The following is a 23242-nucleotide window of genomic DNA, read 5'->3' on the forward strand; positions in this document are numbered from 1 at the left end:
GAATTTATATCTGTTAAGGTTTAAATTTGAAATAATTAGTTATCAATAAAAAACTGTATTATTATGAAAACACTTATCAAATCCAAAGTTGCCTTACTTGTTATTTTAGCAGGACTTGCATTTTCATGCAAAAAGACAGACACTGTCCCGGCAGATTCAACGTACGATTCAACAGACACTACAGTTGATAGTATCAATGCCGCCGCAGTAGATACTACAATGGTACCTACTGACACAACAGCTGTAAAAGACACAACAGCAACTACAACTCCGAAATAGGAAAACAGCAAATAGATTAATAAATCTATGTATTGATTCAATTTATTTATAATGTTAGTTATTGATTCAGAAAAACCTGCAGTAATAATTACTGCAGGTTTTGTTTAAAAATTCACCATATGAACTTATCACCAAAAACAATAATATTCACAATATTCGCTATATTAATAATAGGTATGGCACTACTTGCAGCACATACGCAAGAAAAAGCAGATAACGAAAAATGTCGCTATACAAAAACAGATTATGGTTATTTAATGGTTTTAAGAGAAGGAGATGATGTTTTGGCTAACCTTGAAAATTTAGCAAAAGAAAAACAAATCCCCTCAGCCAACTTTACCGGAATTGGTTTTGCAAGCGATGCTACTTTTGGTTTTTATGATTTTAATGCAAAGAAATTCAATCCAAAAACCTTCAATAAAGTCGAAATGGGAAGTTTAACCGGATCAATCGCCTGGAAAGAAGAAAAACCATCCATTCACGTTCATGGCGTAGCAACCGATGATAAGTTTGATGCTTATGGCGGACATATTCTGGCTTTAAAAGTAGGAACAGGCTCAATGGAAATTTATATTACCATTCATAATGAAAAATTAGAACGCAAACTCGAACAGCCTTTAGGAGCCAATGTTTTACAATTAAATTGTAATCAATAATTAATTGAAAACCTTAAAATTATTCTGTTAAATATTTAGCAAATATTACTCAATTCTGTAATTAGTCTATTATATTGATAGGGTTTAAAAAGTTTTACGTTTTTATGCATTCAAATTCAAATTATCTCTTTAAATTTGCCGCAGCAATGAAAAACGAGATCCAGAATTTTAGCCATTATAGCCATAACATGATGATGTGTTGTGATGCTGTTATGCAATAAAATGTCTGGCTTATATAAAAAAATAATATGATTTATTACAAAAGCCTTTCATAATCGTTGAAAGGTTTTTTTGTTTTAAAATTTTACCGCAAAGCGCGCAAAGAAAAACCGCAAGGTTCGCAAAGCTTATAAAAAAAACTTTGCGAACCTTGCGAATGACATAGCGCTCTTTGCGGTAAAAAGACATTTACAACGCAAATTAATTTGAATTAAATAATGATTGAATTAAAAAATGTTACCAAAACGTTTCATCAGAAAAACAGAATTGTTACTGCTTTGGCTGATGTTTCACTTAAAGTTCCGCCGGGAAAAATATTTGGTGTAATTGGTACTTCAGGAGCAGGAAAAAGCACATTGATTCGATGTGTAAATTTACTGGAAAGACCAACTTCCGGAGAAATTATCGTCGACGGAAAATCGCTGATGCAATTATCAAATTCTCAATTGGCAATTGAAAGAAGACAAATTGGAATGATTTTTCAGCATTTCAATTTACTTTCATCAAGAACAGTTTTCGAAAATGTTGCTTTTCCGTTAGAATTAGTCGGAACTTCAAAAGCAGCTATTGAAACGCGTGTTCTCGAATTATTGCAATTGGTGGGTTTAAGAGAAAAAGCAAACGATTATCCGGCAAGTCTTTCAGGAGGACAAAAACAAAGAGTGGCTATTGCCAGAACTTTGGCAAACAACCCAAAAGTACTTTTGTGCGACGAAGCCACAAGTGCATTGGATCCTGCAACTACAAGATCAATTTTAGAGTTGTTAAAAGACATCAACCGTCGTTTAAACATTACAGTTCTACTAATTACACACCAAATGGAAGTGGTGAAATCAATTTGCGATGAGGTTGCCGTAATTAGTCACGGAGAATTGATAGAGCAGGGAAGTGTTGGTGAAATTTTTGCCGATCCGAAACATGAATTAACAAAAGAGTTTATCGCTTCTTCCTTACATCTTGATGTTCCGTCCGTATATCAGGACAAACTTCAAAAAGAAGATAACGGAACTTTAAACCCGCTGTTGCGACTTGAAATGACCGGTAAATCGGTAAATGAACCTGTTATTTCAGAAGTTTCGAGATTATTTGATACCGATTTCAAAATCATTTCTGCACAAATGGATCAGGCCGGTGAAGTTAATTTTGGGGTTATGCTGATCGAATTATCCGGTAAACGCGAAAATTACCAGGCGGCAATTGATTATTTTATTTCAAAACATATTAAAACAGAAATCATAGGTTATGTCTGAAGCAATTATTGAATTATTAGTAAAAGGAACCTGGGAAACCATTGTAATGACCTTCGTGTCAGGATTTTTTGGTTTTGCGTTAGGGCTTCCAACAGGAATTTTACTTTTCCTTACCCGAAAAAATCAAATATTAGATCAGCCTGTTTTAAACAGAAGTTTATCAGTTTTGGTTAATATTTTCCGATCCATTCCATTTATCATATTAATCGTCTGGATGATTCCGTTTACACGCGCACTTGTAGGAACTTCCATTGGCGTAAGTGCCGCATTAGTTCCTTTAAGTATTGGCGCAGCACCGTTTATTGCCCGTCTTGTAGAAAATAGTTTACTGGGTTTACCATCAGGATTAATAGAAGCGGCAAGAGCATTGGGCGCAACACCTTTTCAAATTGTTTACAAAGTATTGCTTCCCGAAGCTTTGCCATCGTTAATAAATGCAGCATCAATTACCTTAATTACACTTGTTGGATATTCTGCAATGGGTGGAGCAGTTGGAGCAGGCGGTTTAGGGCAGGTTGGTTATCAATATGGGTATATTGGTTATGATGCCGTAACGATGAATTCGGTATTGGCATTGCTGGTACTTTTGGTATTCCTGATTCAGTTTGCGGGCGATACATTATCAAAACGCTTCGATCATAGATAGATAAAGTTGCCACAAAGACACAAAGACACAAAGTTTTTATTTAAGTCAATAATTTTGTTTCACGCAGATTTAAAAAGATTTGAGCAGATTTGAATTAAATAATCTGCGTTCATCAGCTTAAATCTTTTTAAATCTGCGTGAAAAACTTAGTGTCTTTGCGACTTTGTGGCAAATTCTACAATACATAAATATTAATTATAAAAATAAAAAACATGATTACTAAAAATAATTTTTTAAAAACAATCGCCGTTTTAACCTTGTCACTTTCATTGGTAAATTGCGGAAAAAGCAAAAACAACGATCCGCATTTTATAAAAGTAGGAGTTGCAACCGGACCGGAATATAAAGTGGCAGAAGAAGCTAAAAAAGTAGCCAAAGAAAAATACGGTCTTGAAGTAGAATTGGTTTCCTTCAACGATTATGTGATTCCAAACGAAGCTTTAAGCCAGGGAGATATCGATGCCAATGCATTTCAGCATAAACCATATCTTGATGAGCAATCAAAACAAAGAGGTTACAAACTGGCTATCATCGGAAAAACATTCATTTACCCAATTGCAGGATATTCCAAAAAAATCAAAAACCTTTCTGAATTGAAAAACGAAAGCACCATCATTATTCCGAATGATCCAACAAACGGTGGACGTTCTTTATTGCTTTTGCAGAAAAACGGTTTGTTGAAACTTCGCGATGGCGTTGGTTTGCTTCCAAAAGTAACCGACATTACAGAAAATCCTAAAAACCTGAAAATATTAGAGTTAGAAGCGCCACAATTGCCAAGAGCTTTAGATGACGAAAATGTAACGATTGCCATTATCAACAATACTTTTGCATCTCAGGCAGGTTTAGTTCCGGCAACCGATGCTTTGTTTGTTGAAGACAAAGATTCTCCTTATGTAAATCTTGTAGTAAGCAGAGAAGACAATAAAAACGAAGAAAAAGTAAAGCAATTTTTAAAAGCTTTTCAATCTGTTGAAGTAGAAAAAGCAGCTGTTCGCGAATTTAAGGGCGGAGCTGTAAAAGGATGGTAATATAAATTGTATCACATTTCTAAATAAGGAAGCGCTAATCTTTTGGTTTAGCGCTTTTTCTTTTTATTAATACTATATTTGATCATCAATTTATAGAATAAAAAATGTTTCAAAATAGTATATTTGTATAAATCAAGAAAATTAATACAAACAAAATGACCCCAGATTTGAATTCTTCCTTATCCTTAGATTTTTTAAATACGCTTAAAACACAAACAGCTGGTGCACATCAAAGACTGGAAAATTTACCGGTTTCTTCTTGTATTCTTTCTCCGGAAATGAAAATAGAAGATTATGCACATTATCTAAAATTGATGTACGACGTTCATTATGATGTAGAAGAAAATATTTTTCCGTTGCTTTCAGATAATATTCCAGATTTAACAGAAAGAAAAAAGAAGCATTTAATAGAAGAAGATCTTACTTTTTTAAATTATAAGCAACCCGTTGTAAGTCCGGTTTTTAATACTGAAAATATAACAATACCATTTGCATTGGGTATTTTGTACGTTGTTGAAGGTTCTTCTTTGGGAGGTCGATTTATATTGAAAAATATCGAAACAATAAAAGGACTTGATGAAGGAAAAGGAGTTTCGTATTTTACAGGATACGGTAATAAAACAGGAAGTCATTGGAAAAATTTCTTAAATGTATTAACCGAATATCAGGAAGAAAATAATTGTGAAGATGAAATAATCAAAGGAGCAATTTATGCTTTTGATTGTATTCATGACCATTTTGTGGAGATACAGAAAAATGAAAATTAAAGATATTGTAAATAGGGATATTGTTACGTTAACAAACTGCGAGCATGAGCCCATACATATTCCGGGCAGTATTCAGCCACATGGTTTTTTGGTTGGCGTTACTGCAGATTGGAAAATAGATTTTTGTACCGAAAATATTTCAGCTTTCGTTGATCTGGTTTATAAAGATATAATTGGGAAAGATTTTAGTGCCACTTTCGGGGTTCAGGCAAAAGAAGAAATTGTTACTTATATCAATGGTGACAAAAAACAACTGATTTTTCCGCTTGAAATTGAGTTTTTAGGAAAATCATTTCAATTGAGCGTTCACAAAAGTCATGATATTTATGTTCTTGAAGCCGAACCGCATTTTGGAGGCAAAGAGAATACAGCTGAATTATATACTCAAATGCTTCAGTTTATAACCGATATGAACAGCACAAGTAGTTTGAAGGACTTATGTGCGCTTGTAGCAAAAGGGACTCGCGAAATAACCGGTTACGATCGTGTTATGATTTACCGTTTTGATGCCGATTATAATGGAGAAGTTTTTGCTGAAAATTGCAGGGAAGATTTAGAATCCTTTTTAGGATTACATTATCCGCATACAGATATTCCGGTTCAGGCAAGAGAATTGTATATGAAAAATCAGCTGCGATTGATAGTTGATATGAGTTATACACCTGTTCCGATTTTTACCATCGATGATCGGGAAAATAAAAACCTCGATTTGAGTCTTTCAATTTTAAGAAGTACATCGCCAATTCATGTCGAATATCTTAAAAATATGGGCGTTGGCGCTACACTAACAATCTCTCTTATTCATCATGACAGATTATGGGGATTAATTGCATGCCACCATTATTCAGCAAAAAATATTTCTCCCGAAATCAGGCTTGCAGCAAAACTTCAGGGACAATTTATTAGTTCTCAAATTGATTTGCGACAATCTACAGATGAATATCAAATTGCGCGCAAAACATCTTTGGCACTGGAACATCTAACAGGTTTAGATCTGCCTCTGGACCCATTATCATTTGCAACTATTTGTGCTGATCCGGAGTTATTGAATCTTTGTAATGCAATGGGGGTTTCTATCTGCGTTGGAGATAAAATATACAAACATGGCGTTACACCTTCTGATGATCAGATTGAGCGAATCAATATAAAAATTAATTATTTTGCTAAAGAAGGAATATTCACTACCAATAAACTAACAGATTATTTTCCGGAATTTAATGATAATCCGGATGTTGCCGGAATTATTTACCATTCTTTAGGAAATGAAAATAGTATTGTATGGTACAGACCAGAAACTATATCAGAAATAAATTGGGGAGGAGATCCGGAAAAAGCCATTATCAAAGACAATAATGGACTTCATCCCAGAAATTCGTTTAATATCTGGAAACAAATTGTTAAAAATCAAAGCAGCAGGTGGCTTCATCCCGAAATAAATGCAGCAGCAAGTTATGCGCATGTACTTCACAATCAGATTATTTTATTGATGCTGAGTGAGGAAGAAGAGAAATACAGAAGTCAGAGTGAAGTTTTAAAAGAAACAAACTCAGAACTGGAAAATATCAACTGGATCAGTACACATGATTTGCAGGAACCTTTGCGAAAGATTCAGCTTATTATTTCTAAATTACTTCTCGAAATAGACAAAGTTCCGCCTCAATCTGTTTATGATTCTTTACAGCGTGTCTCAAATTCAGCAAACAGAATGCAGGTTTTGTTACAGGATATTCTAAAATATACCCGTATAAAATATACCAAAGATGCACTTCAGAAAATTGATTTAAACCATATTATGGAGCTTACTCTCGATGAAATGAAAGAATCATTTACTGAAAGTGATGCTTTAATTGAGTACGAAAATCTGCCTGAAATTTATGGAATTCATTTTTTGATGAAACAATTGTTTTCAAACATTCTGCAAAATTCATTAAAATATGCATCTTCGGACAGATTGCCTGTTATAAAAGTAACAGCTTCGCAAAAACCGGAACCTTATAATTTTTCAACTCAAATTTATTGTCACTGGATTACTTTTACAGACAACGGAATTGGTTTTGAACAAGAATATGCTGCTTCTATTTTTAAAATATTTACACGATTACATCCACAAGAAAAATACAGTGGTTCGGGAGTTGGTTTGGCATTGAGCAAAAAAATAATGCAAACCTGTGGAGGAACAATTCGCGCTGAATCTAAACCAAACGAAGGTACAGCCATAACGATTTATTTTCCTTGCGATCATTTAAATTCGCTATCGTAAATTATTAGAATAAATAAAAGCACATTTTGGATAATAAATAGTCCGCCTCAAAAAAAAGAATTATTTATTGATAGAATCTATAATTTTTTCACGATGACTAAGCCCCCAGTTTACCAGTGTTTCGGTTACCGGTAAAACAGATTTTCCATATTCTGTAATGGCATAAGCAACTGTAATGGGTTTGGTTTCTTGTATAGTTCTGCTAACAAGTAAATTAGTTTCTAATTCTTTGAGTTCTTTGCTTAGCATTTTAGCAGAAATGCCATCAATTTCGCGCTGCATTTTTTTAAAATGAATAACCTTATCCGTTCTGTTTGTCAGGAAACGTAAAATCATCAGTTTCCATTTGCCGCCCAAAACATCAAGACTATCGCGCATTGCCATTAATTCTTCTGAACAATTTGCTTCCCGAACTATTCCGTTATCATTTATTTTTGCCATACTAGTTTCTCTTTGGTAACCGGTTACTTTGGGTTAACCCATAACAAAAATAAGGTATTAGCGCTATATTTTTGTATAATAAAACAATAAATATGAAAGCAATAGTATATAAAAATGCCGAATTTATTCGGGAAGAAATAGTTACTCCAATACCGCTGGAAAATCAAATTCTAGTAAAAATTATCGCTGCTGGTTTTAATCCGGTAGATTATCAAATGACAGAAGGCGGCTCAGAAAAAAAGTATTTGCATTCGCCCATTCTTGGCAGGGAATTTTCCGGGATTGTAACTGCGATTGGAAAAAAAGTTACTAGTTTTAAAATAGGAGATGCAGTTTTCTCCGGATCAGGAAGTATGGGATCTAACGGGACTTATGCCGAATTTATTTGTGTTCCCGAAGAAATTGCTGTGCATTTGCCAAAAAATATTTCTTTTGAAGAAGCTGCCGGAATTCCATCTTCGGGACTTACGGCGCTGCAATGTTTAAATAGAATGCAGGCATCTAAAACAGATTCAATTTTGATTACCGGAGCAGCCGGAGGAGTAGGTAATTTGTTGGTTAAATTGTTGATTGCAAACGGTTATCATAATTTTATTGTAACAGCAGGAAATGATCAAAGTATTGCTTCACTAATAGAAATGGGTGTAAAACGAAATCAAATTATAAATTACAAAATTGATCCGATAGAGGAAACAGCACTTCGTTTAAATGCGGCTAAAAAATTTGATTTTGTAATTGATTTAGTGGGAAATGCAATCGCGGATATCGTTGTAAAACTTTTAAAAACGAACGGAACTTATCTCGATGTTACTGCATTCACGACCAAATATTCCCGCGAAATACTTTTTGGGAAAGGGGCTACAATAATGAATATTTCAAATTATACATATGGTCTTGAAAAACGATATGATTATTATAAAAATGGATTGGAGCAGCTAAAAGGTTTATTAGAAAAACAATTAATAAAACCTCCGGTAATTAATGTAATTGGTCCATTGGAAGTTGCTACCATTAAAAAAGCACATCAAATGCTTCGGGAAAATAAAACTGAAGGTAAGAAATTGATAATGAAGATAAATTAAATAGAATTCAGATAATAAAAAATGACGCTTTTTGGGCGTCATTTTCTTTGGTTGTTACTTAAATTGGTTTCAGACTATATCCTTTAAAAGATTTTTTAGTTCGTTAAAATTGTTAGGTTTAGTCCAGTAATCTTCTGCGCCAAGTACTTTGGGATAAGCAATTGGTGCTGGTCCGGTCGAAAATAAAATAACAGGTATATTTTTGATTGCCTCCGTTTTTTTAATTTCAGCCAAAAGCTCAATGCCTGTCATTAAAGGCATGTTGATATCCAGGAAAATTATGTCGGGTTTGATTTCTCTGTTTATTAATTTTTGCAAAGCTTCTACAGGATTATGTAAAGCCATATATACGGCATTGGATACAGATTCCAAAGCTTGTTGAAAAAATTCGCAATCATCAAAATCATCATCGATTTGCAAAATATTTTTATATTTCATTTATAAAATGTTTGGTTGACTTTTTCTATTCTTAAGTAATTGTGATCTTTTAGTTTTCCTTGTCCCAAAACTAAATTGATTTATTAATAATATAAGATTATGATTATTTTTAAAAGATATAGGGATAAAAAAAACTTGTTTATAACAAGCTTTCTACGTTTTTAAATATCATTGCCAGCAAAATCCATGTAATTGATGGAGTATTGTCTTGTTACCTTTAAATCTTTTAAATAATTTTTTATCATGTATGTATTTTTTACAATAGTCTGATTTTGAACTTTTAATGAATTTGTATTTTTTGACGTTATAAGATCTGCTGTCTAATAATGGATTGTTTATAAAAATAATCCGACAGCATAAGACGATTTTATATAATTTTTGTTTTTTGTTATATAATTCCCATTTTTTTTGATTTGTGAAAGATTTTACAACGAAAGCAAATTGTTTTAAAAAGCTTCCCCAATACGGAAATAAATTCCCCAATCTCCTTTTCCTACCGCAGCATCAAGTCCAACATTAAATTTTTCTGTCTTAAAAGCTCTGTATCTGTAACCTACACCGGCTCCGGGATATATGTTCCAATTGAAATCTGCTGTATCAGAACCATAAATAGTAGCAATTCCTGCAAAACCTACGAGTCCCATTTTTTTATTAAAATTATAGCGATATTCACTTTGTAAAGCTATAAGCCCGTCGCCACGATATTTTCCTTCTGAATATCCTCTAATGTCTTCTCCACCAATGGTAACCTGCTGTTCAAAAGCAATATTTCCTAATCCAAATTTTCCCGAAAAACGAGCGGCAAGTACATCAGTCCCACTTCGCATTGGAAAATATTTATTGTATTCAGTTAATATTTTATTGGCATTCACATCATTTCCAAACCATTCCGGGTAAGTAATCCATCGCAATCTTATTTTATCGCCTTTGGTAGGGTAATAAACGGCGTTACGGGTGTCGTATAAGGTAATCAATTGTAAACCATTGGTGTGGGTAATAGAAGCTGGCTGTACATCATCTTCATATTTTGTATTATAATGCGCATACGAATAGCCAATTCCCAGGTATAAAGATTTTATTATTTTACGCTGAAGACTCGTGTTTACGATTGTTGTTTTGGTTCCGTAATCATAAAAATCCGGCGCTTCGAGATCATCCATATAAAATTGTGAATTATGATCGCCTGTTACAAAAAACAATTGTGCACGCCATTTGTCTTCTTTAAAATAAAATTTATTAAACAAGCTTATAAAATATGATTTATTGGTGGTATAAACTCCCGACAATCCTGATAAAGATTTGGGAGAAATAGTATCTGTTTTATCTATTTTGTACATCATCATCGGGATTGCCCCAAACATAAAATCAAGTGTTCTGTTGTAGTTGATATACGGCATTACATTAAAATCAATATTTTTGGCGGGAGCAGGGGTTGTCGCACTATCTATTTGTTTATTTTGTGCAGATGCCAATAAACAGAACAGAAAGAATAGTAATGTAAATGAAATTCTTTGCATTTGAGATACTTTCAGGAGTTAATAGCTAAATCGCAAATTGATTTTTAAATTTCATCTAAATTAAACTCATTTTACTTTTTTCAATAGTTGAAATAGATATAATACGTTTCATTTTATAATATGGAACGGATTCAATAATTTTCAAAACGGATTATAAAACTTTAAGTTATTTTATTAATGAGAAGGAGTGTTAATCGTAACCACTTTTTCAAAACGACCATGATGACTAATCGAAACATCCTGAAACTTATTTAAAGCAATATTTAGCAAGTGCGGAATACCGTTATCGTCTTTATAAATTTCTTTTCTTTCAATTTCGGTGACATTATTTAAATCATGTAAATTGTGGGTTGCAATACTATGAATAACGTCTTGAGATAAGGTTGTTTTGGTAAAATAGATGTTTTCACAACAAATAACCTGACCAAAAATAGTATTGTTACGTTGTGATAATATCTTGCAAACTAGTTTTTGGGGAATGTATTCTCTAATTTTTGTCTGTCTGTTATAAACTTTATAAGCAGCTTCTTTCATGCTCCATAACGTCCAGACCATAATTTCAGGTTCAGGATTATGGGTTATAAGTAACTGCTCATCAATTGTAAAAAGTTTTTGAATAAAACCTTTGCGCTGCCAGTTGCTTTCATGACGTGATTGTAATATGTCTATCACATCATTACCAATCATTTTGCGGCAAGTTTAGTTTCTATAATTTCTACGGCCGTTTTTACATCAAGCATGCGTTCCATATCTGTATTGTCGATTACTACATCAAAGGCTTCTTCAATATCTAGCACAATATCCACAAGGTTGGCCGAATTAATATTAAGATCATTAATAAAATCAGTTTTCTCTGTAAGATTATCATAAGCCTCAGTATTTGTGGTATATGGCTTTATAATTTCTTTTAATTTTGCAATTAGTTCTTCTTTATTCATGATTGATAGGTTAATTTTCAAATTTCTTAAATAGTATACAGGCATTTACATCTCCAAAACCAAAACTTGCTTTGGCGATTATGGTAAGATTCTTATTTATTGTTTTTAAAGGTATTTTTGATGCATCTACCAGCGCCGTAATTTCCGGATGTAAATCTTCGCAATTTGTATTTCCAAACAAAAAACCTTCGTAAAGCTGTAAAACGGTCGCCACACTTTCGATGCTTCCTGCGGCACTCAGGCAATGTCCTGTCATGCTTTTCAGAGAGTTTATATACGGAAAGTTATTTCCATTTCGGTTTAATGCTTTTGTCCAGTTTTCGATTTCCAGACTGTCTTTTGTGGTGGCTGTAAGATGTCCGTTTATGGCATCAATTTCATTTGCAGAAATACCGGAACTCTTAATTGCAGTTGTAATGCATCGCTGCACGGCATCGCTGTTTGGTGCGGTCATGCTTCCGTTGCCTCTTTGTCCACCAGAGTTTACGTTGCCACCTAATATTTCGGCATAAATTGTTGCACCACGTTGTAAAGCACTTTCGAGATCTTCTATAACCAATGCTCCGGCGCCGCTGCCGGGAACAAAACCTGCCGCTGTTGCACTCATTGGGCGGGAACCTTCTTCGGGATTATCATTAAATTTAGAACTGCATACTCTTAAAGCATCAAATCCGCCCCAAATATAAGGGCCGCTATCGCCTGTACTGCCCGCTAATATACGTTTTGCCTGTCCCGATCGAATACGATCATATGCCATGATAATAGCTTCAGTACCTGTTGAGCAGGCCGATGAGTTTGTAGTAACCTGATTTCCAAGTCCGAGCTTACCGCCAAGATAAGCGCTAACACCACTATTCATGGTTTGAGCCACAACAGTGCTTCCTAATCTTCGGGTTTGCAGTTCGTCTATTTTATAAATGCTTTCGCGAAATTTATCAATTCCCGAAGTTCCTGAGCCAAAAATAGTTCCATTATCCCAATCGGGTTCATTATTGTTTTCTATAGGTAATCCTGCATTTTTCCAGGCTTCTATGCCCGCAATAACACCGTACAAAATCCCAGTACTATTAAATCCGCGAAGTTCAAGCTCAGTAAAATAGTGTGATTTGAGTTCATCACTAATTTCCGGTTTACCTGCTATTTGGCAGGAAAACTGCAGCTCCTGCAATTGGGCATCATGTTTTATACCCGAAATGCCCTTTTTTAGCGCATTAGTAAATGCAGGGATTCCAACCCCGTTTGGAGCCGCTACACCCAAGCCTGTTATTACAACTCGTTTACTCATAATTTTGTAGTAATCATTCCGGCTACAATTCCTTTGCAGACTTCTTGCCCGGCTTCGTTTTTCATTACAACATCACATTTAAGTTTACCAAACCTAAAGAATGTTTTTTGAGAAGTTACGGTTACTTTTTCATTGGGATAAACAGGTTTTAAAAATTGCATATCTGCTGATGTAAAAGCAACTACAGTATCTTTTTTTAAGTCATCCTTTAATAAATAAATTCCGAGACAAACCATACCAATTTGCGCCATAGTTTCGGTTAAAATAACGCCCGGAGTTACAGGATTATCTTTAAAATGTCCTTTGTAAAAATCTAAATTTTCTCTAAAAGTAAATGTTCCCGTTGCGCCATTTTCATCAACATGCAGTAATTCATCTACAAATAAAAATGGTTCGCTGTAGGGCAGTTGTGCTATAATATTGTTAAGTTCCATAATTGTTTTTCTAAATAATTACCATTGCAATAAAACACGCTGTGCCGAAAATCCGGGACCAAAACTAAGCATCAGTCCTTTTTCTCCCGCTTGCGGTTTATTATCCATAATACGCTCTAAAACATATAATACGGTTGCGCTGGACATATTGCCGTATTGTTTAAGCACTTCTTTTGTATCATCAATATTTTTGCCTAATCCTGAAAAAAGTGCCTCTACGGTTGTTACTATTTTTTTGCCTCCGGGATGAAATATCATATGATCCAGATCTTTAATTTCTAAGTTGTTTTTTTTCAAAAATGGATGAATGATATCGTCAAAATGCGAAGCAATTGTGTCCGGAACTTCAATGTCCAAAACCATTTGCAAACCGCCGTTGGTCAGTTTAAATCCCATCAGATGTTCGGCATCATAAAAATGATACATTTCTTCGGCCACTATTTCCGGGCCATTATCTTCTTCATAAGAAGACAAAAGACAGCAAGCCGCTCCATCACCGAAAATGGCTGCACTTACAATATTCGGCATCGAAAAATCATCGAGCTGAAATGTAGCTGTAGGCGATTCAACCGCAATTACTGCGGCGCGTTTACCGGGATTGGCTTTCAGGAAATTTTTAGCATAAATAATTCCGGATATGCCTGCAGCACAACCCATTTCTGTAACCGGCAATCGTACAATATCCTGTTTTAGTTTCATTTTATTGATAAGATAAGCATCCAGCGACGGAATCATAATTCCGGTACAGCTTACCGTGATAATATAATCGAGAGTCTGCGGTTCCCAACCCGCTTTTTCAAGTGCTTTTTCTAAAACCTGCTCTCCTAAAATAATAACCTCGCGACTGTAAATATCATTTTTATCTTCAAAAGATGTCGCTGTAAAAACTTCAACAGGATCCATTATCGAATAGCGTTTGTCTACAGCGGCGGCTTCAAATATTTTTTTTACTTTTTTTATAAAACGCTCTTCCTGTCCATCAAGCCATCCATCCAAATACGGAAGTATATCGGCTGTTGTTCTTGAATATTGTGGTAGTTGTTTTGCAACAGTAACTATTTTTACACTCATATTTTAGTAATTATCCATTGGTAGCGAAAAGCCCATTTCCAACGTATGGTATAGTTTTTTAAACTTAGTTTTTTGGAGAATTCCTCCAGTTCATTTTTTTTAAATCCTCTTAAAATAGAAACCAGACCATCTTCACGAGACATTTTTTCTAAATTAAATACAGAACAAATTATTTCAAAAAGCCTGTAAGCTAATTTACTGCGGTGCAAATCGTTTATCACAACACCAATAGCAGCATTCTTACTAAAGATAGTAATAATATTTAATATTTGCTCATTAGAAAAATGATGAACTGTAAGCGTACACAAAAGAATATCATACTGAAGAGCTGCAAAATCTTCACTAAAAATATCAAGACATTTATACTCAATATTTGGGTATGAATTTGAAAGTGTTTTGGCGTAATTGATAGTAAAAGCATTTGCATCTACGCCAATAAGTTTAAAATTGATATTGTTTTTTTGACCGTAATTTGATAACATTCGCAGCATATCGCCATTACCACAACCAATATCTGCGATTGTTATGGTTTTTGAAATATCAGCTTTGTTTAATAATTTTTTTACGCCGTTAAGCGTGAGATTATTTCCTCCAAGCAATTGGTTTATACGCGCAATTTGATCAAGCGCGGCCGTCAGCTCATTGCCCTGAAGCGAAAAATCATCCATTATTTCGGCTTCCTGTGTTCTATATTTGGTATTTATGCTCATTATTCGACTGCTATAGGTTTGCCATGCGTTTGTTTTATTATTGCAGATAATAGTGCAGGCATTGAAGCTACTATTGCAACAAACACATTGGTGATTGTTTTGTAGGTTAAAGTTTTTGCCAAAAACCGGCCCATAAGCAGTCTTTTTGCAAAATTCTTATTCCATTCTTTAATGTATTTTTTTTCTAATAATTCACGGGATGCTATCTTATCATTATGATAATCAAGTACTAATTCTGAAGCTATTTTGGCGCTGTGTATTGCCATTGCCATTCCGTTACCACACATCGGGTGAATAAGACCTGCCGTATCGCCAATCATTAAAATATGATTTTCTACAGGCAGTTTTTTATCAAAAGAAATTTGGCTTATCGTTAGTGGTTTTTCAAAAACGGGATTACTGTTTTCAAAAACGTTTTTAAGATGTTTGTTTTTATAAAGTACGTTTTGCTGGTAATCGTCTATGTTTTTATATTTTTTAAAAGTGACATAATCAGCGAGGTAACAAATGTTTATAACATTGTTTTCTACTTTTGAAACACCGCAATAACCGCCTTTAAAATTGTGTAAGCCCACAACATCATCTGGAAAATCTCCCGAAAAATGCGCTTTAACGGCTAACCATGGCGATTTTTTAGTGATAAAATCCCGGGATAAAACCTGATCTAAATTAGAACGTTTTCCAAAAGCACCCAATACTATTTTTGATGCCAAGACCTGATTTTGAGTTGTAACTGTAAATGTAGTATTGTCGAAAGAAACATCAGTAACCGTTTCATTGATAATGGTACAGCCATTTTCTAATGCTTTTTGATATAGAAAATTGTCGAGTGCAAAACGACTTACGCCAAAACCGCCCAATGGGAGTGCTGTTTTTGCCATTTTGCCATTTTGTGTAGTAAACTCAAATTTAGAAATATTGGTTGGCTTCAATTGTAAAACATCAACACCAAGCCATAGAAGGTAGGGCAGAATTTCATTAGAAATATATTCACCGCATACTTTATGACGCGGATAATCGGATTTTTCGATAAGGGTTACTTTTAATCCTTTTTTTGATAAATGTATGGCTCCTGTCAAACCTGCAAGACCACCGCCTATAATTACTACATCCGGATTTGTTTTCATATATCCAATTTAGCAAAAAAATCTTAGAGATACTAATGATTTTTTATTATAAATAGGTTAATTTGGTAATGAAATGAAGTGCTTTTAAATTAATTTAGAAGTCTGTAAATCTTTATATTAAAGTATTAAATTATTCAGTTTTGAAATTACCATTATCCTATTATCTTAATCCCGATGTGCTTTTTTTAGCCAAAGATTTGCTTGGGAAAGTTCTCTATACGCAAGTTGATGGACAAATAACCGCAGGAATTATCGTTGAAACAGAAGCCTATTTTGGCGAAATAGACAAAGCCTCTCACGCTTATGGCGGCCGACGCACGAACCGAACCGAAATAATGTATAGTGAAGGCGGGGTTTCGTATGTGTATTTATGTTACGGAATTCATCATCTTTTTAATATTGTAACTTCTGTAAATGGCGAACCTCACGCGGTTTTAATTCGGGCAATTGAACCTTTAATTGGTCAGGAAATCATGGAATTGAGACGAAAAATGCCTGCTTCTAAAAGCGCTATTTCATCGGGCCCGGGTTCTGCGGCGAAGGCTTTGGGAATTGATAATTCTTTCAATAAAAAAGATTTAGGCGGCGAAGAAATCTGGGTAGAAGATCATGGGATTCAATATCCTGATGATGCTATCGTGTCTGGTCCGCGCGTAGGTGTTGCCTATGCGCAGGAAGATGCTTTTTTGCCCTGGAGATTTTTTGTAAAAGACAATAAATACGTTAGCAAACCCAATAAAATCTAATTAAATACATAGAAACATTGATTTATATTTTTTCTATTAAATAATTTTCGAATAAATTTCTGTTCTTTGCAACTTAGCATTTACTAAAGAAATGGTTAAAGCTGTCTTAAGCGATCAGCTTTAGAAGGCAATATTATTCTGGACATTGAGTTTAGATTAATTATCACATTTACGTTATGGACAACAAAAAGTTTATATTAAGTTTAAAAAAGGGTAATGAGGCTTCTTTCAAGGAAGCTTACTTAAAATACTACGATAAACTGATAAACATTGCCAGACGTTTTAATTTTACAGTTCTTACTCCGCAGGATTTTGTTCAGGAAACTTTTTTAAGATTATATAATAAAAGAGAATTACTGAACGAAGATGTTTTATTTGATAAACAATTGTTTGTAATATGCAAAAACATCATTATCAATCATCTTAACAGAGAAAATAAAATAATTCAGTTTGATCCTTGGCAATTCGAAATCGCAGAAGAAGAGATTGATACGGGAATTTTTGAAGAAAGAAGCGAAAAATTATATAATTTCATAAATCAGCTTCCGGAACAGCAACAAAAAATATTTACTTTACATAAACTGGAAAACCTTAGCTATAAGGAGATTGCAGCGATGACGGATCTTTCTGAAAAGACCATAGCCAATCATATTTATCTCGCCAGTAAATTTATTAGAAAAAAAATCGAAAACCATTAGGAACTTTTATGTTCTCGTTTGTTATATATAAAAACGGAAACATAGAAATGGAAATTGAGGCTTATAAAACAGATGTTACAACAAGGGAAGAGGCAAGGTTTATTGTAGCACTTCTTCAATTTGTTATTTCTGATTGTATCATGAATTTTGATTTGGAAGATTCAAATCATATTCTAAGAATCGAAACCAACAGAGACATTAAGGAAATGGTGTATGGTGTTTTTAATAAGCAGGGATTTTATTGTCAGAAACTTTAACGCTCAAAGACATGGATGAGAAAAAAATAGAAGAAGAATTAAAAAAAATCTGGGACGAAACTCCCAATTTACATTCTGATGCTGAAAAAGAGGCTTCGTGGGAGAGTTTTCAATCTAAAGCCTTTGCTCCAAAAAAGAAGGATTTTAAAATTTGGCGTTATGCAGCAGCGGCGGCAGTCATCATTTTCATGCTTATCGGAACCGGAATTTATTTTAACAGAAGCCCTTTGCAGGAAAATGTTTATGCATCTTCTAATGTAATTGAAAATACGACTTCAAAAATAAAAACTGTTTTTCTGCCGGATAGTTCAACAGTAGAATTAAGTCCAAATTCTAAAATTATATATGCCAATAATTTTGCAGGCAACAGAAAAATTGAAATTCACGGAGAAGCTTATTTTAAAGTAAAAAAAGACAAAAAACATCCTTTTCAGGTTTTTTGTAATGAAACCACAACAACTGTTTTAGGAACTTGTTTTACTGTAAAAGAATATACTAAAAACGGAGCTATTATAGCACTTTATGAAGGAAGCGTTCAGATGAATGTAAAAGGTCAGGATAAAAAATGGATACTGGAACCGGGCGACAAATTTACGTACGGAAACGAAATAGCAGCAGTGGCCGAATTTGACAGGTTTATTGATTTTGACAACGAAAAATTAACCGCATTAGGAACTTATATTGAGGAGAATTACGGTTATAAAATGGCAATTCCGCAGGAATATTACAACCAGCGAATTACAGTAAGAATAAACAAAAAAGAGGATTTAAAAACAATTGTTCAATTAATATCAGAAATGTATAACCTAAACTTCGAAGTAAATGACGAATTAAAAGAAATTACTTTTCAATAGAAAAGAAAAGGATGCACTAGCCGCGAAACTAAACATCCTCCTCATAGTCAGGATAGTATAAAACTATTCCATTTAATAATATTCAAAAATACAAAAATTCATGAAGCATATAATTTCAGCGTGCTTTTTTTTATTCAGTTGGTGTATGTTTTCTCAAAACATAACTGTAACTGTTGACAAAACGGTAACCTTAAAAGAATTCTTTAAGCAAATTGAAAATCAAACCGATTTTAAATTTGCCTTTACCGATCAGGTTAATACAAGTCAAAAGTATTTTAATCAAAAAAACACCTTTAAAAATATCGAAATCAAAGAACTTATTAATGAACTTAATAAGAACACTACGATTCAGTTTTCGATTGTAGGCAATAATATTTTCGTAAAGCAAAAAGCTTCTAAAACAAATACAGGCAGAATAAAAAAAAAGTTAACCGGTCAGGTACTTGACGATAACAATGAAACTGTTATTGGTGCAAATGTTTTTATTAAAGAACTGCAGACAGGTGCTACGACCGATAAAAACGGAATTTTTTCATTAGAATTGGATAAAGGAACTTACACTGTTGTGGTGAGCTATGTAGGTTTTAAAAATAAGGAAAAGCAAATTACAGTTTCTGATGATGAAAAAATAAATTTTAAAATGGAGTCCGACAGCCAGCAATTGGAACAGGTTATTATAACCAACACCAAAGCGGTTGATGTAAGAAATACACAAATGAGTGTAAATAAGCTTACTATGGAAGAAATTAAGAGAATTCCATCTGCTATGGGGGAGCCGGATCCCTTAAAATCAATATTGACATTGCCGGGAGTTACAAATGCAGGAGAACTTTCTTCGGGTTTTAATGTTAGGGGAGGTGCTGCCGATCAGAATTTAATTCTTTTAGACGGAGCTCCTGTATATGGTGACTCTCATATGTTTGGTTTTTTCTCTGTTTTTAATGCAGATGCCATCAGCGGACTGGAGTTGTATAAAGGCGGAATTCCTTCTAAATTTGGAGGAAGAGTTTCCTCAGTTCTTGATGTTAGCCAGCAAACGGGAGATTTTGAGAATTCTAAAGTAAATGGTGGTATTGGTTTGATATCAAGTCGTTTATTGGTGCAAGGCCCTATCCAGAAAGAAAAAGGTTCTTTTCTTATTGCAGGTCGTGCTTCTTACGCTCATTTATTTTTAAAGCTGTCTGATAATAGTAATTCGGCGATGTTTTATGATATTAATGCTAAATTAAATTATCGCCTTAGTGCCAATAATACGATTGCATTTTCGGGATATTTAGGAAATGATGTTTTCGACATAAACGATCGTTTTGGAAGCACTTACGGAAATACAATGGGAATCTTAAACTGGAAACATAAATTTTCTGATAAAATAAATACCAATTTAGCCGTGTTCTACAGTGATTATAAATTTAATCTTGAAATTTCTACAGAAAATTTTGAATGGAACAACACGATAAAAAGCTACGGTCTTAAATACGGATGGAATCATGCTGTAACAGAAAAATTGAAACTTAACTACGGAATTGACGGTCAATATTACGATTTTAATCCGGGAACTGTACAGCCAACAAGCTCAGATTCGCAGTTTAATTACAAACAGTTTGATAAAAAATATGCTTTTGAATCGTCTGTTTATCTGGATTTTGAACATCAGCTTACAGAAAAATTAAATCTAAGATACGGGCTTCGTTATAGTATGTTTTATCGTTTAGGAGGCGAGACTATCAACACTTACGAAAACGGGCAGGCAGTAGTTTACAATCCGTTGTATAATATTTATGAAGAAAGAACTCCAACCGGAAGTATTTCGTATAAAAGTGGCGCAACCATAAGTAAATTTGATAATCTGGAACCGCGTGCAGCATTGTCGTACGCTTTTAATGATAATACTTCGGTAAAAGCAAGTTACAACAGAATGGCGCAATACATTCATATTTTATCCAATACACAGTCGCCATTGCCAATGAGCATCTGGACACCAAGCGGACCCTTTACAAAACCACAGCTTTTGGATCAATATGCTGTTGGATATTTTAAGAATTTTAAAGATGGAGATTATTCTCTTGAAACCGAATTGTTTTATAAGAATATCCAAAATCGCATTGATTATATTGATGGTGCCGATATTTTGGCAAACAATAATATAGAACAGGTTATTTTGAATGGTAAAGCCAGATCGTATGGTTTGGAATTATTAGTTAGAAAAAACACCGGTGATTTTACAGGTTGGGTTTCGTACACATTATCAAGGGCAGAACAAAAAACTCCGGGTAGAACCCCAGGCGAACCGGGAATTGCAAATGGTGATTGGTATTTATCAGGATATGATAAAATGCACAATTTGAATATTGTAGGTAGTTATGAATACAATCCGAAATGGTCTTTTAATGCTAATTTCTCCTTACAATCAGGTCAGCCTGTAACGTATGCAAATGGGTATTATGAGTTTGGAGGAATCAATATTCCTAATTTTTCATTGAGAAATGAAAACAGACTGCCACTTTTTCATCACTTAGATCTGGCGGCAACCTATACGCCAAAACCGGATAAAAAGAAAGGCTGGCAAAGCTATTGGGTATTTAGCATCTATAATATCTACAATAGAAAAAATGCCGCTTCGATGACGTTTGCAACAAACGAAGATACGGGAGCAAATGAAACCAGAAGACTGTCTATTTTTGGAATAGTACCTGGTATTTCTTATAATTTTAAATTTTAATGAATATGCAAAGGTTTAAACAATATAATTTTAAAAGTAAAGCACTGACTTTATTGAGCCTGTTTCTAGTACTATTTTTTACATCTTGTGAAGATGTCGTAACGCTTGATTTAGAAACTGGGGAAACAAGATTAGTGGTAGATGCAGAAATTATTTGGCAAAAAGGAACAAACGGTAACGAGCAAACCATAAAAATTAGTAAAACGGCTCCTTATTATAATAATACAACACCAAAAGTTTCGGGCGCTCAGGTACGAATTGAAAATACTAATGGTGATGTTTTTACTTTTAATGAGACAGAAGCGGGCTTGTATGTATGTACTAATTTCGTTCCTGTTATTGGCATGGATTATACCTTGTACGTTACGGCAGAAGGGCAAAGTTTTACGGCTGTTGAAAAGTTGACTTCGGTAACGCCAATTGATCGTGTAGAACAAGAGATGGTTCCTGATTTTGGAGGCGAAGATGTAATCGAAGTTACCTATTATTATAAAGATCCGGCTGATGCAGTCAATTATTATCTTACAGATTATAAAACAGAATCTTTAATTTTTCCGGAATATGAACTAACAGATGATGAATTATTTAACGGAAATGAAATAAACACAAGATTTTCGAATGAAGATAAACTAAAGTCCGGGCAAACGATTGAAATTACACATCGCGGTATTTCTAAGAACTTCTATAATTACATGAATTTAATTTTAGAAGTATACGGAGGAAGTCCATTTTCGATTCCCCCCGGTAACATCAGAGGTAATATTATAAATACAAATGATGTCAATAATTATGCTTTTGGTTATTTCAGGCTTTGTGAAGCAGATAAAGTAGATTATTTGGTGCAATAAAAATTAGGTTGTTAAAATTGATTTGTAATTACATCTGGCATATAAAACAATTTATGTCAGGTGTTTTTTTTTAAATTCATTTTCTAAAAACTAAAACCTCCAAAATTATTGATTTTGGAGGTTTTCAGGTTTTATAAATCAGGTTTTGATTAATATTATTTCATCAAACTAATATTGGTCATACCACCGTCTGAAAGGATTTCGGTACCCACTATAAAAGCCGAATCATCAGATGCTAAAAATACAGCAGCGTTTCCAATATCAGATGGAAGTCCTTGTCGGCCAACAGGCGTAATATCTATCCAGATTTGTTTTACCTGCTCTAATTGTTCCTGCGGCACCAATTTTCCAAAAACGGGTGTATCAATAGAACCCGGAGAAAGTGTATTTACACGTATTTTTCTAGGCAGCAAATCCAGCGATAAACCTTTGGCTAAAGATATAATGGCCGCTTTTGCCGCTGCATAAATAGCCATTCCGGGAGCAGCGCGATGTGCAGCACTTGAACCAATAAGTATGACAGAAGCACCATCGTTTAAATACGGTAGTGCTTTTTGTACTGTAAAATAGGCGCTTTTCAAATTCAGGTCCATATAGCTGTCATAGCTTTCTTCTGTAACTTCGCTTATGGTTCCCATAGGAACACCATCTACAACTCCGCCTGCATTTACTACCAGAGTATCAATTTTTCCAAACTTTTCTGCTGTTTTTTTGAATACATTTTCCAAATCATCACTGTTAGTGACATCACCTTTAATTGCTATAAAATCTTTGCCTAAAGCATTTACGGCAACATCCAGCGTTTTTTCATTTCTTCCGGTAATTGTACCAACGGCACCTGCATTTTTAAATGCTTCTGCAATACCAAATCCAATACCACTATTACCGCCTGTAACAACCGTTACTTTATTTTTTAATCTGCTCATTTTCTTTTAATCTTGAATATTTAATTATTAATAATTTGAGGAA

The 23242-nt window shown here is 34.1% G+C and carries 25 protein-coding genes; 14 read left to right on the forward strand and 11 right to left on the reverse strand.

The features are described 5' to 3' along the window. Window positions 1-63: 63 nt before the first annotated feature. The 7 genes from RT99_RS21490 (at window position 64) to RT99_RS21520 (ending at window position 7108) form a co-directional block, all read left to right on the forward strand. A complete protein-coding gene (locus RT99_RS21490; RefSeq protein WP_042566801.1) occupies window positions 64-279 on the forward strand; it encodes a hypothetical protein in 216 nt (71 codons plus the stop codon). 176 nt (window positions 280-455) lie between these two features. Then, the gene (locus tag RT99_RS21495) at window positions 456-935 is read left to right on the forward strand and encodes a PPC domain-containing DNA-binding protein (protein ID WP_089075980.1); all 480 of its coding nucleotides are present in this window, start codon (window positions 456-458) and stop codon (window positions 933-935) included. Window positions 936-1372: 437 nt separating this feature from the next. Beyond that, window positions 1373-2404, forward strand: a complete 1032-nt coding sequence (metN, locus tag RT99_RS21500) for a methionine ABC transporter ATP-binding protein MetN (protein ID WP_042566803.1) — start codon at window positions 1373-1375, stop codon at window positions 2402-2404. After that, window positions 2397-3050, forward strand: a complete 654-nt coding sequence (gene metI / locus RT99_RS21505; RefSeq protein WP_042566804.1) for a methionine ABC transporter permease MetI — start codon at window positions 2397-2399, stop codon at window positions 3048-3050. Before metN ends, metI begins: the two co-directional genes overlap by 8 nt. Before the next feature lie 212 nt (window positions 3051-3262). Next, complete coding sequence (metQ, locus tag RT99_RS21510) at window positions 3263-4081, forward strand: methionine ABC transporter substrate-binding lipoprotein MetQ (RefSeq protein ID WP_042566805.1); 819 nt, start codon at window positions 3263-3265, stop codon at window positions 4079-4081. Between the two features lie 155 nt (window positions 4082-4236). Continuing rightward, window positions 4237-4848, forward strand: a complete 612-nt coding sequence (locus RT99_RS21515; protein ID WP_052483757.1) for a biliverdin-producing heme oxygenase — start codon at window positions 4237-4239, stop codon at window positions 4846-4848. After that, window positions 4838-7108: an ATP-binding protein gene (locus tag RT99_RS21520; protein WP_042566806.1), complete on the forward strand. Its 2271-nt coding sequence runs from the start codon at window positions 4838-4840 to the stop codon at window positions 7106-7108. The genes RT99_RS21515 and RT99_RS21520 overlap by 11 nt, the downstream gene beginning before the upstream one ends. 60 nt (window positions 7109-7168) lie before the next feature. Here the strand turns inward: RT99_RS21520 and RT99_RS21525 are convergent, their stop codons facing one another. Then, window positions 7169-7549: a helix-turn-helix domain-containing protein gene (locus RT99_RS21525; RefSeq protein ID WP_042566807.1), complete on the reverse strand. Its 381-nt coding sequence runs from the start codon at window positions 7547-7549 to the stop codon at window positions 7169-7171. 92 nt (window positions 7550-7641) lie between these two features. Here RT99_RS21525 and RT99_RS21530 point away from each other — a divergent pair, with 92 nt between their 5' ends. Then, on the forward strand, window positions 7642-8631 hold the full coding sequence (locus tag RT99_RS21530; protein WP_042566808.1) for an NADP-dependent oxidoreductase: 990 nt from the start codon (window positions 7642-7644) through the stop codon (window positions 8629-8631). Between the two features lie 69 nt (window positions 8632-8700). On the opposite strand, the gene RT99_RS21535 is transcribed toward RT99_RS21530, so the two are convergent. From RT99_RS21535 to RT99_RS21575, 9 genes are all read right to left on the reverse strand, one after another. Next, complete coding sequence (locus RT99_RS21535; protein WP_042566809.1) at window positions 8701-9069, reverse strand: response regulator; 369 nt, start codon at window positions 9067-9069, stop codon at window positions 8701-8703. 446 nt (window positions 9070-9515) lie between these two features. Beyond that, window positions 9516-10586, reverse strand: a complete 1071-nt coding sequence (locus RT99_RS21540; RefSeq protein ID WP_042566810.1) for a BamA/TamA family outer membrane protein — start codon at window positions 10584-10586, stop codon at window positions 9516-9518. Between the two features lie 174 nt (window positions 10587-10760). Next, window positions 10761-11273, reverse strand: coding sequence for a 4'-phosphopantetheinyl transferase superfamily protein (locus tag RT99_RS21545; protein WP_042566811.1), 513 nt, complete (start codon window positions 11271-11273; stop codon window positions 10761-10763). Then, entirely contained in the window at window positions 11270-11524 is a 255-nt protein-coding gene (locus RT99_RS21550; protein WP_042566812.1) for an acyl carrier protein, read from the reverse strand. Before RT99_RS21550 ends, RT99_RS21545 begins: the two co-directional genes overlap by 4 nt. A gap of 10 nt (window positions 11525-11534) precedes the next feature. After that, complete coding sequence (locus tag RT99_RS21555) at window positions 11535-12809, reverse strand: beta-ketoacyl synthase (RefSeq protein WP_042566813.1); 1275 nt, start codon at window positions 12807-12809, stop codon at window positions 11535-11537. Then, window positions 12806-13243, reverse strand: a complete 438-nt coding sequence (locus RT99_RS21560) for a 3-hydroxyacyl-ACP dehydratase FabZ family protein (RefSeq protein WP_042566814.1) — start codon at window positions 13241-13243, stop codon at window positions 12806-12808. The genes RT99_RS21555 and RT99_RS21560 overlap by 4 nt, the downstream gene beginning before the upstream one ends. Before the next feature lie 18 nt (window positions 13244-13261). Next, window positions 13262-14314, reverse strand: a complete 1053-nt coding sequence (locus RT99_RS21565; RefSeq protein ID WP_042566815.1) for a type III polyketide synthase — start codon at window positions 14312-14314, stop codon at window positions 13262-13264. Further along, window positions 14311-15024, reverse strand: a complete 714-nt coding sequence (locus RT99_RS21570) for a methyltransferase domain-containing protein (protein ID WP_042566816.1) — start codon at window positions 15022-15024, stop codon at window positions 14311-14313. Before RT99_RS21570 ends, RT99_RS21565 begins: the two co-directional genes overlap by 4 nt. Next, window positions 15024-16151, reverse strand: a complete 1128-nt coding sequence (locus RT99_RS21575; RefSeq protein ID WP_042566817.1) for an NAD(P)/FAD-dependent oxidoreductase — start codon at window positions 16149-16151, stop codon at window positions 15024-15026. Before RT99_RS21575 ends, RT99_RS21570 begins: the two co-directional genes overlap by 1 nt. A gap of 140 nt (window positions 16152-16291) precedes the next feature. Between RT99_RS21575 and RT99_RS21580 the strand changes: the two genes are divergently transcribed. The 6 genes from RT99_RS21580 to RT99_RS21605 all read left to right on the forward strand — a co-directional run bounded on the left by RT99_RS21580 (window position 16292) and on the right by RT99_RS21605 (window position 22273). Continuing rightward, window positions 16292-16897, forward strand: coding sequence for a DNA-3-methyladenine glycosylase (locus tag RT99_RS21580; protein WP_042566818.1), 606 nt, complete (start codon window positions 16292-16294; stop codon window positions 16895-16897). Between the two features lie 176 nt (window positions 16898-17073). After that, window positions 17074-17595, forward strand: coding sequence for an RNA polymerase sigma factor (locus tag RT99_RS21585; protein ID WP_042566819.1), 522 nt, complete (start codon window positions 17074-17076; stop codon window positions 17593-17595). A 47-nt stretch (window positions 17596-17642) separates the two neighbouring features. Then, window positions 17643-17852, forward strand: coding sequence for a hypothetical protein (locus RT99_RS21590; protein ID WP_042567195.1), 210 nt, complete (start codon window positions 17643-17645; stop codon window positions 17850-17852). 11 nt (window positions 17853-17863) lie between these two features. Beyond that, the gene (locus RT99_RS21595; RefSeq protein ID WP_042567196.1) at window positions 17864-18706 is read left to right on the forward strand and encodes a FecR family protein; all 843 of its coding nucleotides are present in this window, start codon (window positions 17864-17866) and stop codon (window positions 18704-18706) included. 100 nt (window positions 18707-18806) lie between these two features. Next, complete coding sequence (locus RT99_RS21600; RefSeq protein WP_042566820.1) at window positions 18807-21425, forward strand: TonB-dependent receptor; 2619 nt, start codon at window positions 18807-18809, stop codon at window positions 21423-21425. A 5-nt stretch (window positions 21426-21430) separates the two neighbouring features. Continuing rightward, window positions 21431-22273 carry a DUF4249 domain-containing protein gene (locus RT99_RS21605; RefSeq protein ID WP_042567197.1) on the forward strand — a complete coding sequence of 281 codons (843 nt, stop codon included), beginning with the start codon at window positions 21431-21433 and terminating at the stop codon, window positions 22271-22273. 155 nt (window positions 22274-22428) lie between these two features. Here the strand turns inward: RT99_RS21605 and RT99_RS21610 are convergent, their stop codons facing one another. Further along, window positions 22429-23199 carry an SDR family oxidoreductase gene (locus tag RT99_RS21610; RefSeq protein WP_042566821.1) on the reverse strand — a complete coding sequence of 257 codons (771 nt, stop codon included), beginning with the start codon at window positions 23197-23199 and terminating at the stop codon, window positions 22429-22431. Window positions 23200-23242 lie beyond the last annotated feature (43 nt).

Origin of the sequence: Flavobacterium sp. MEB061, from assembly GCF_000834715.1 — a bacterium.
Lineage (GTDB): Bacteria > Bacteroidota > Bacteroidia > Flavobacteriales > Flavobacteriaceae > Flavobacterium > Flavobacterium pectinovorum.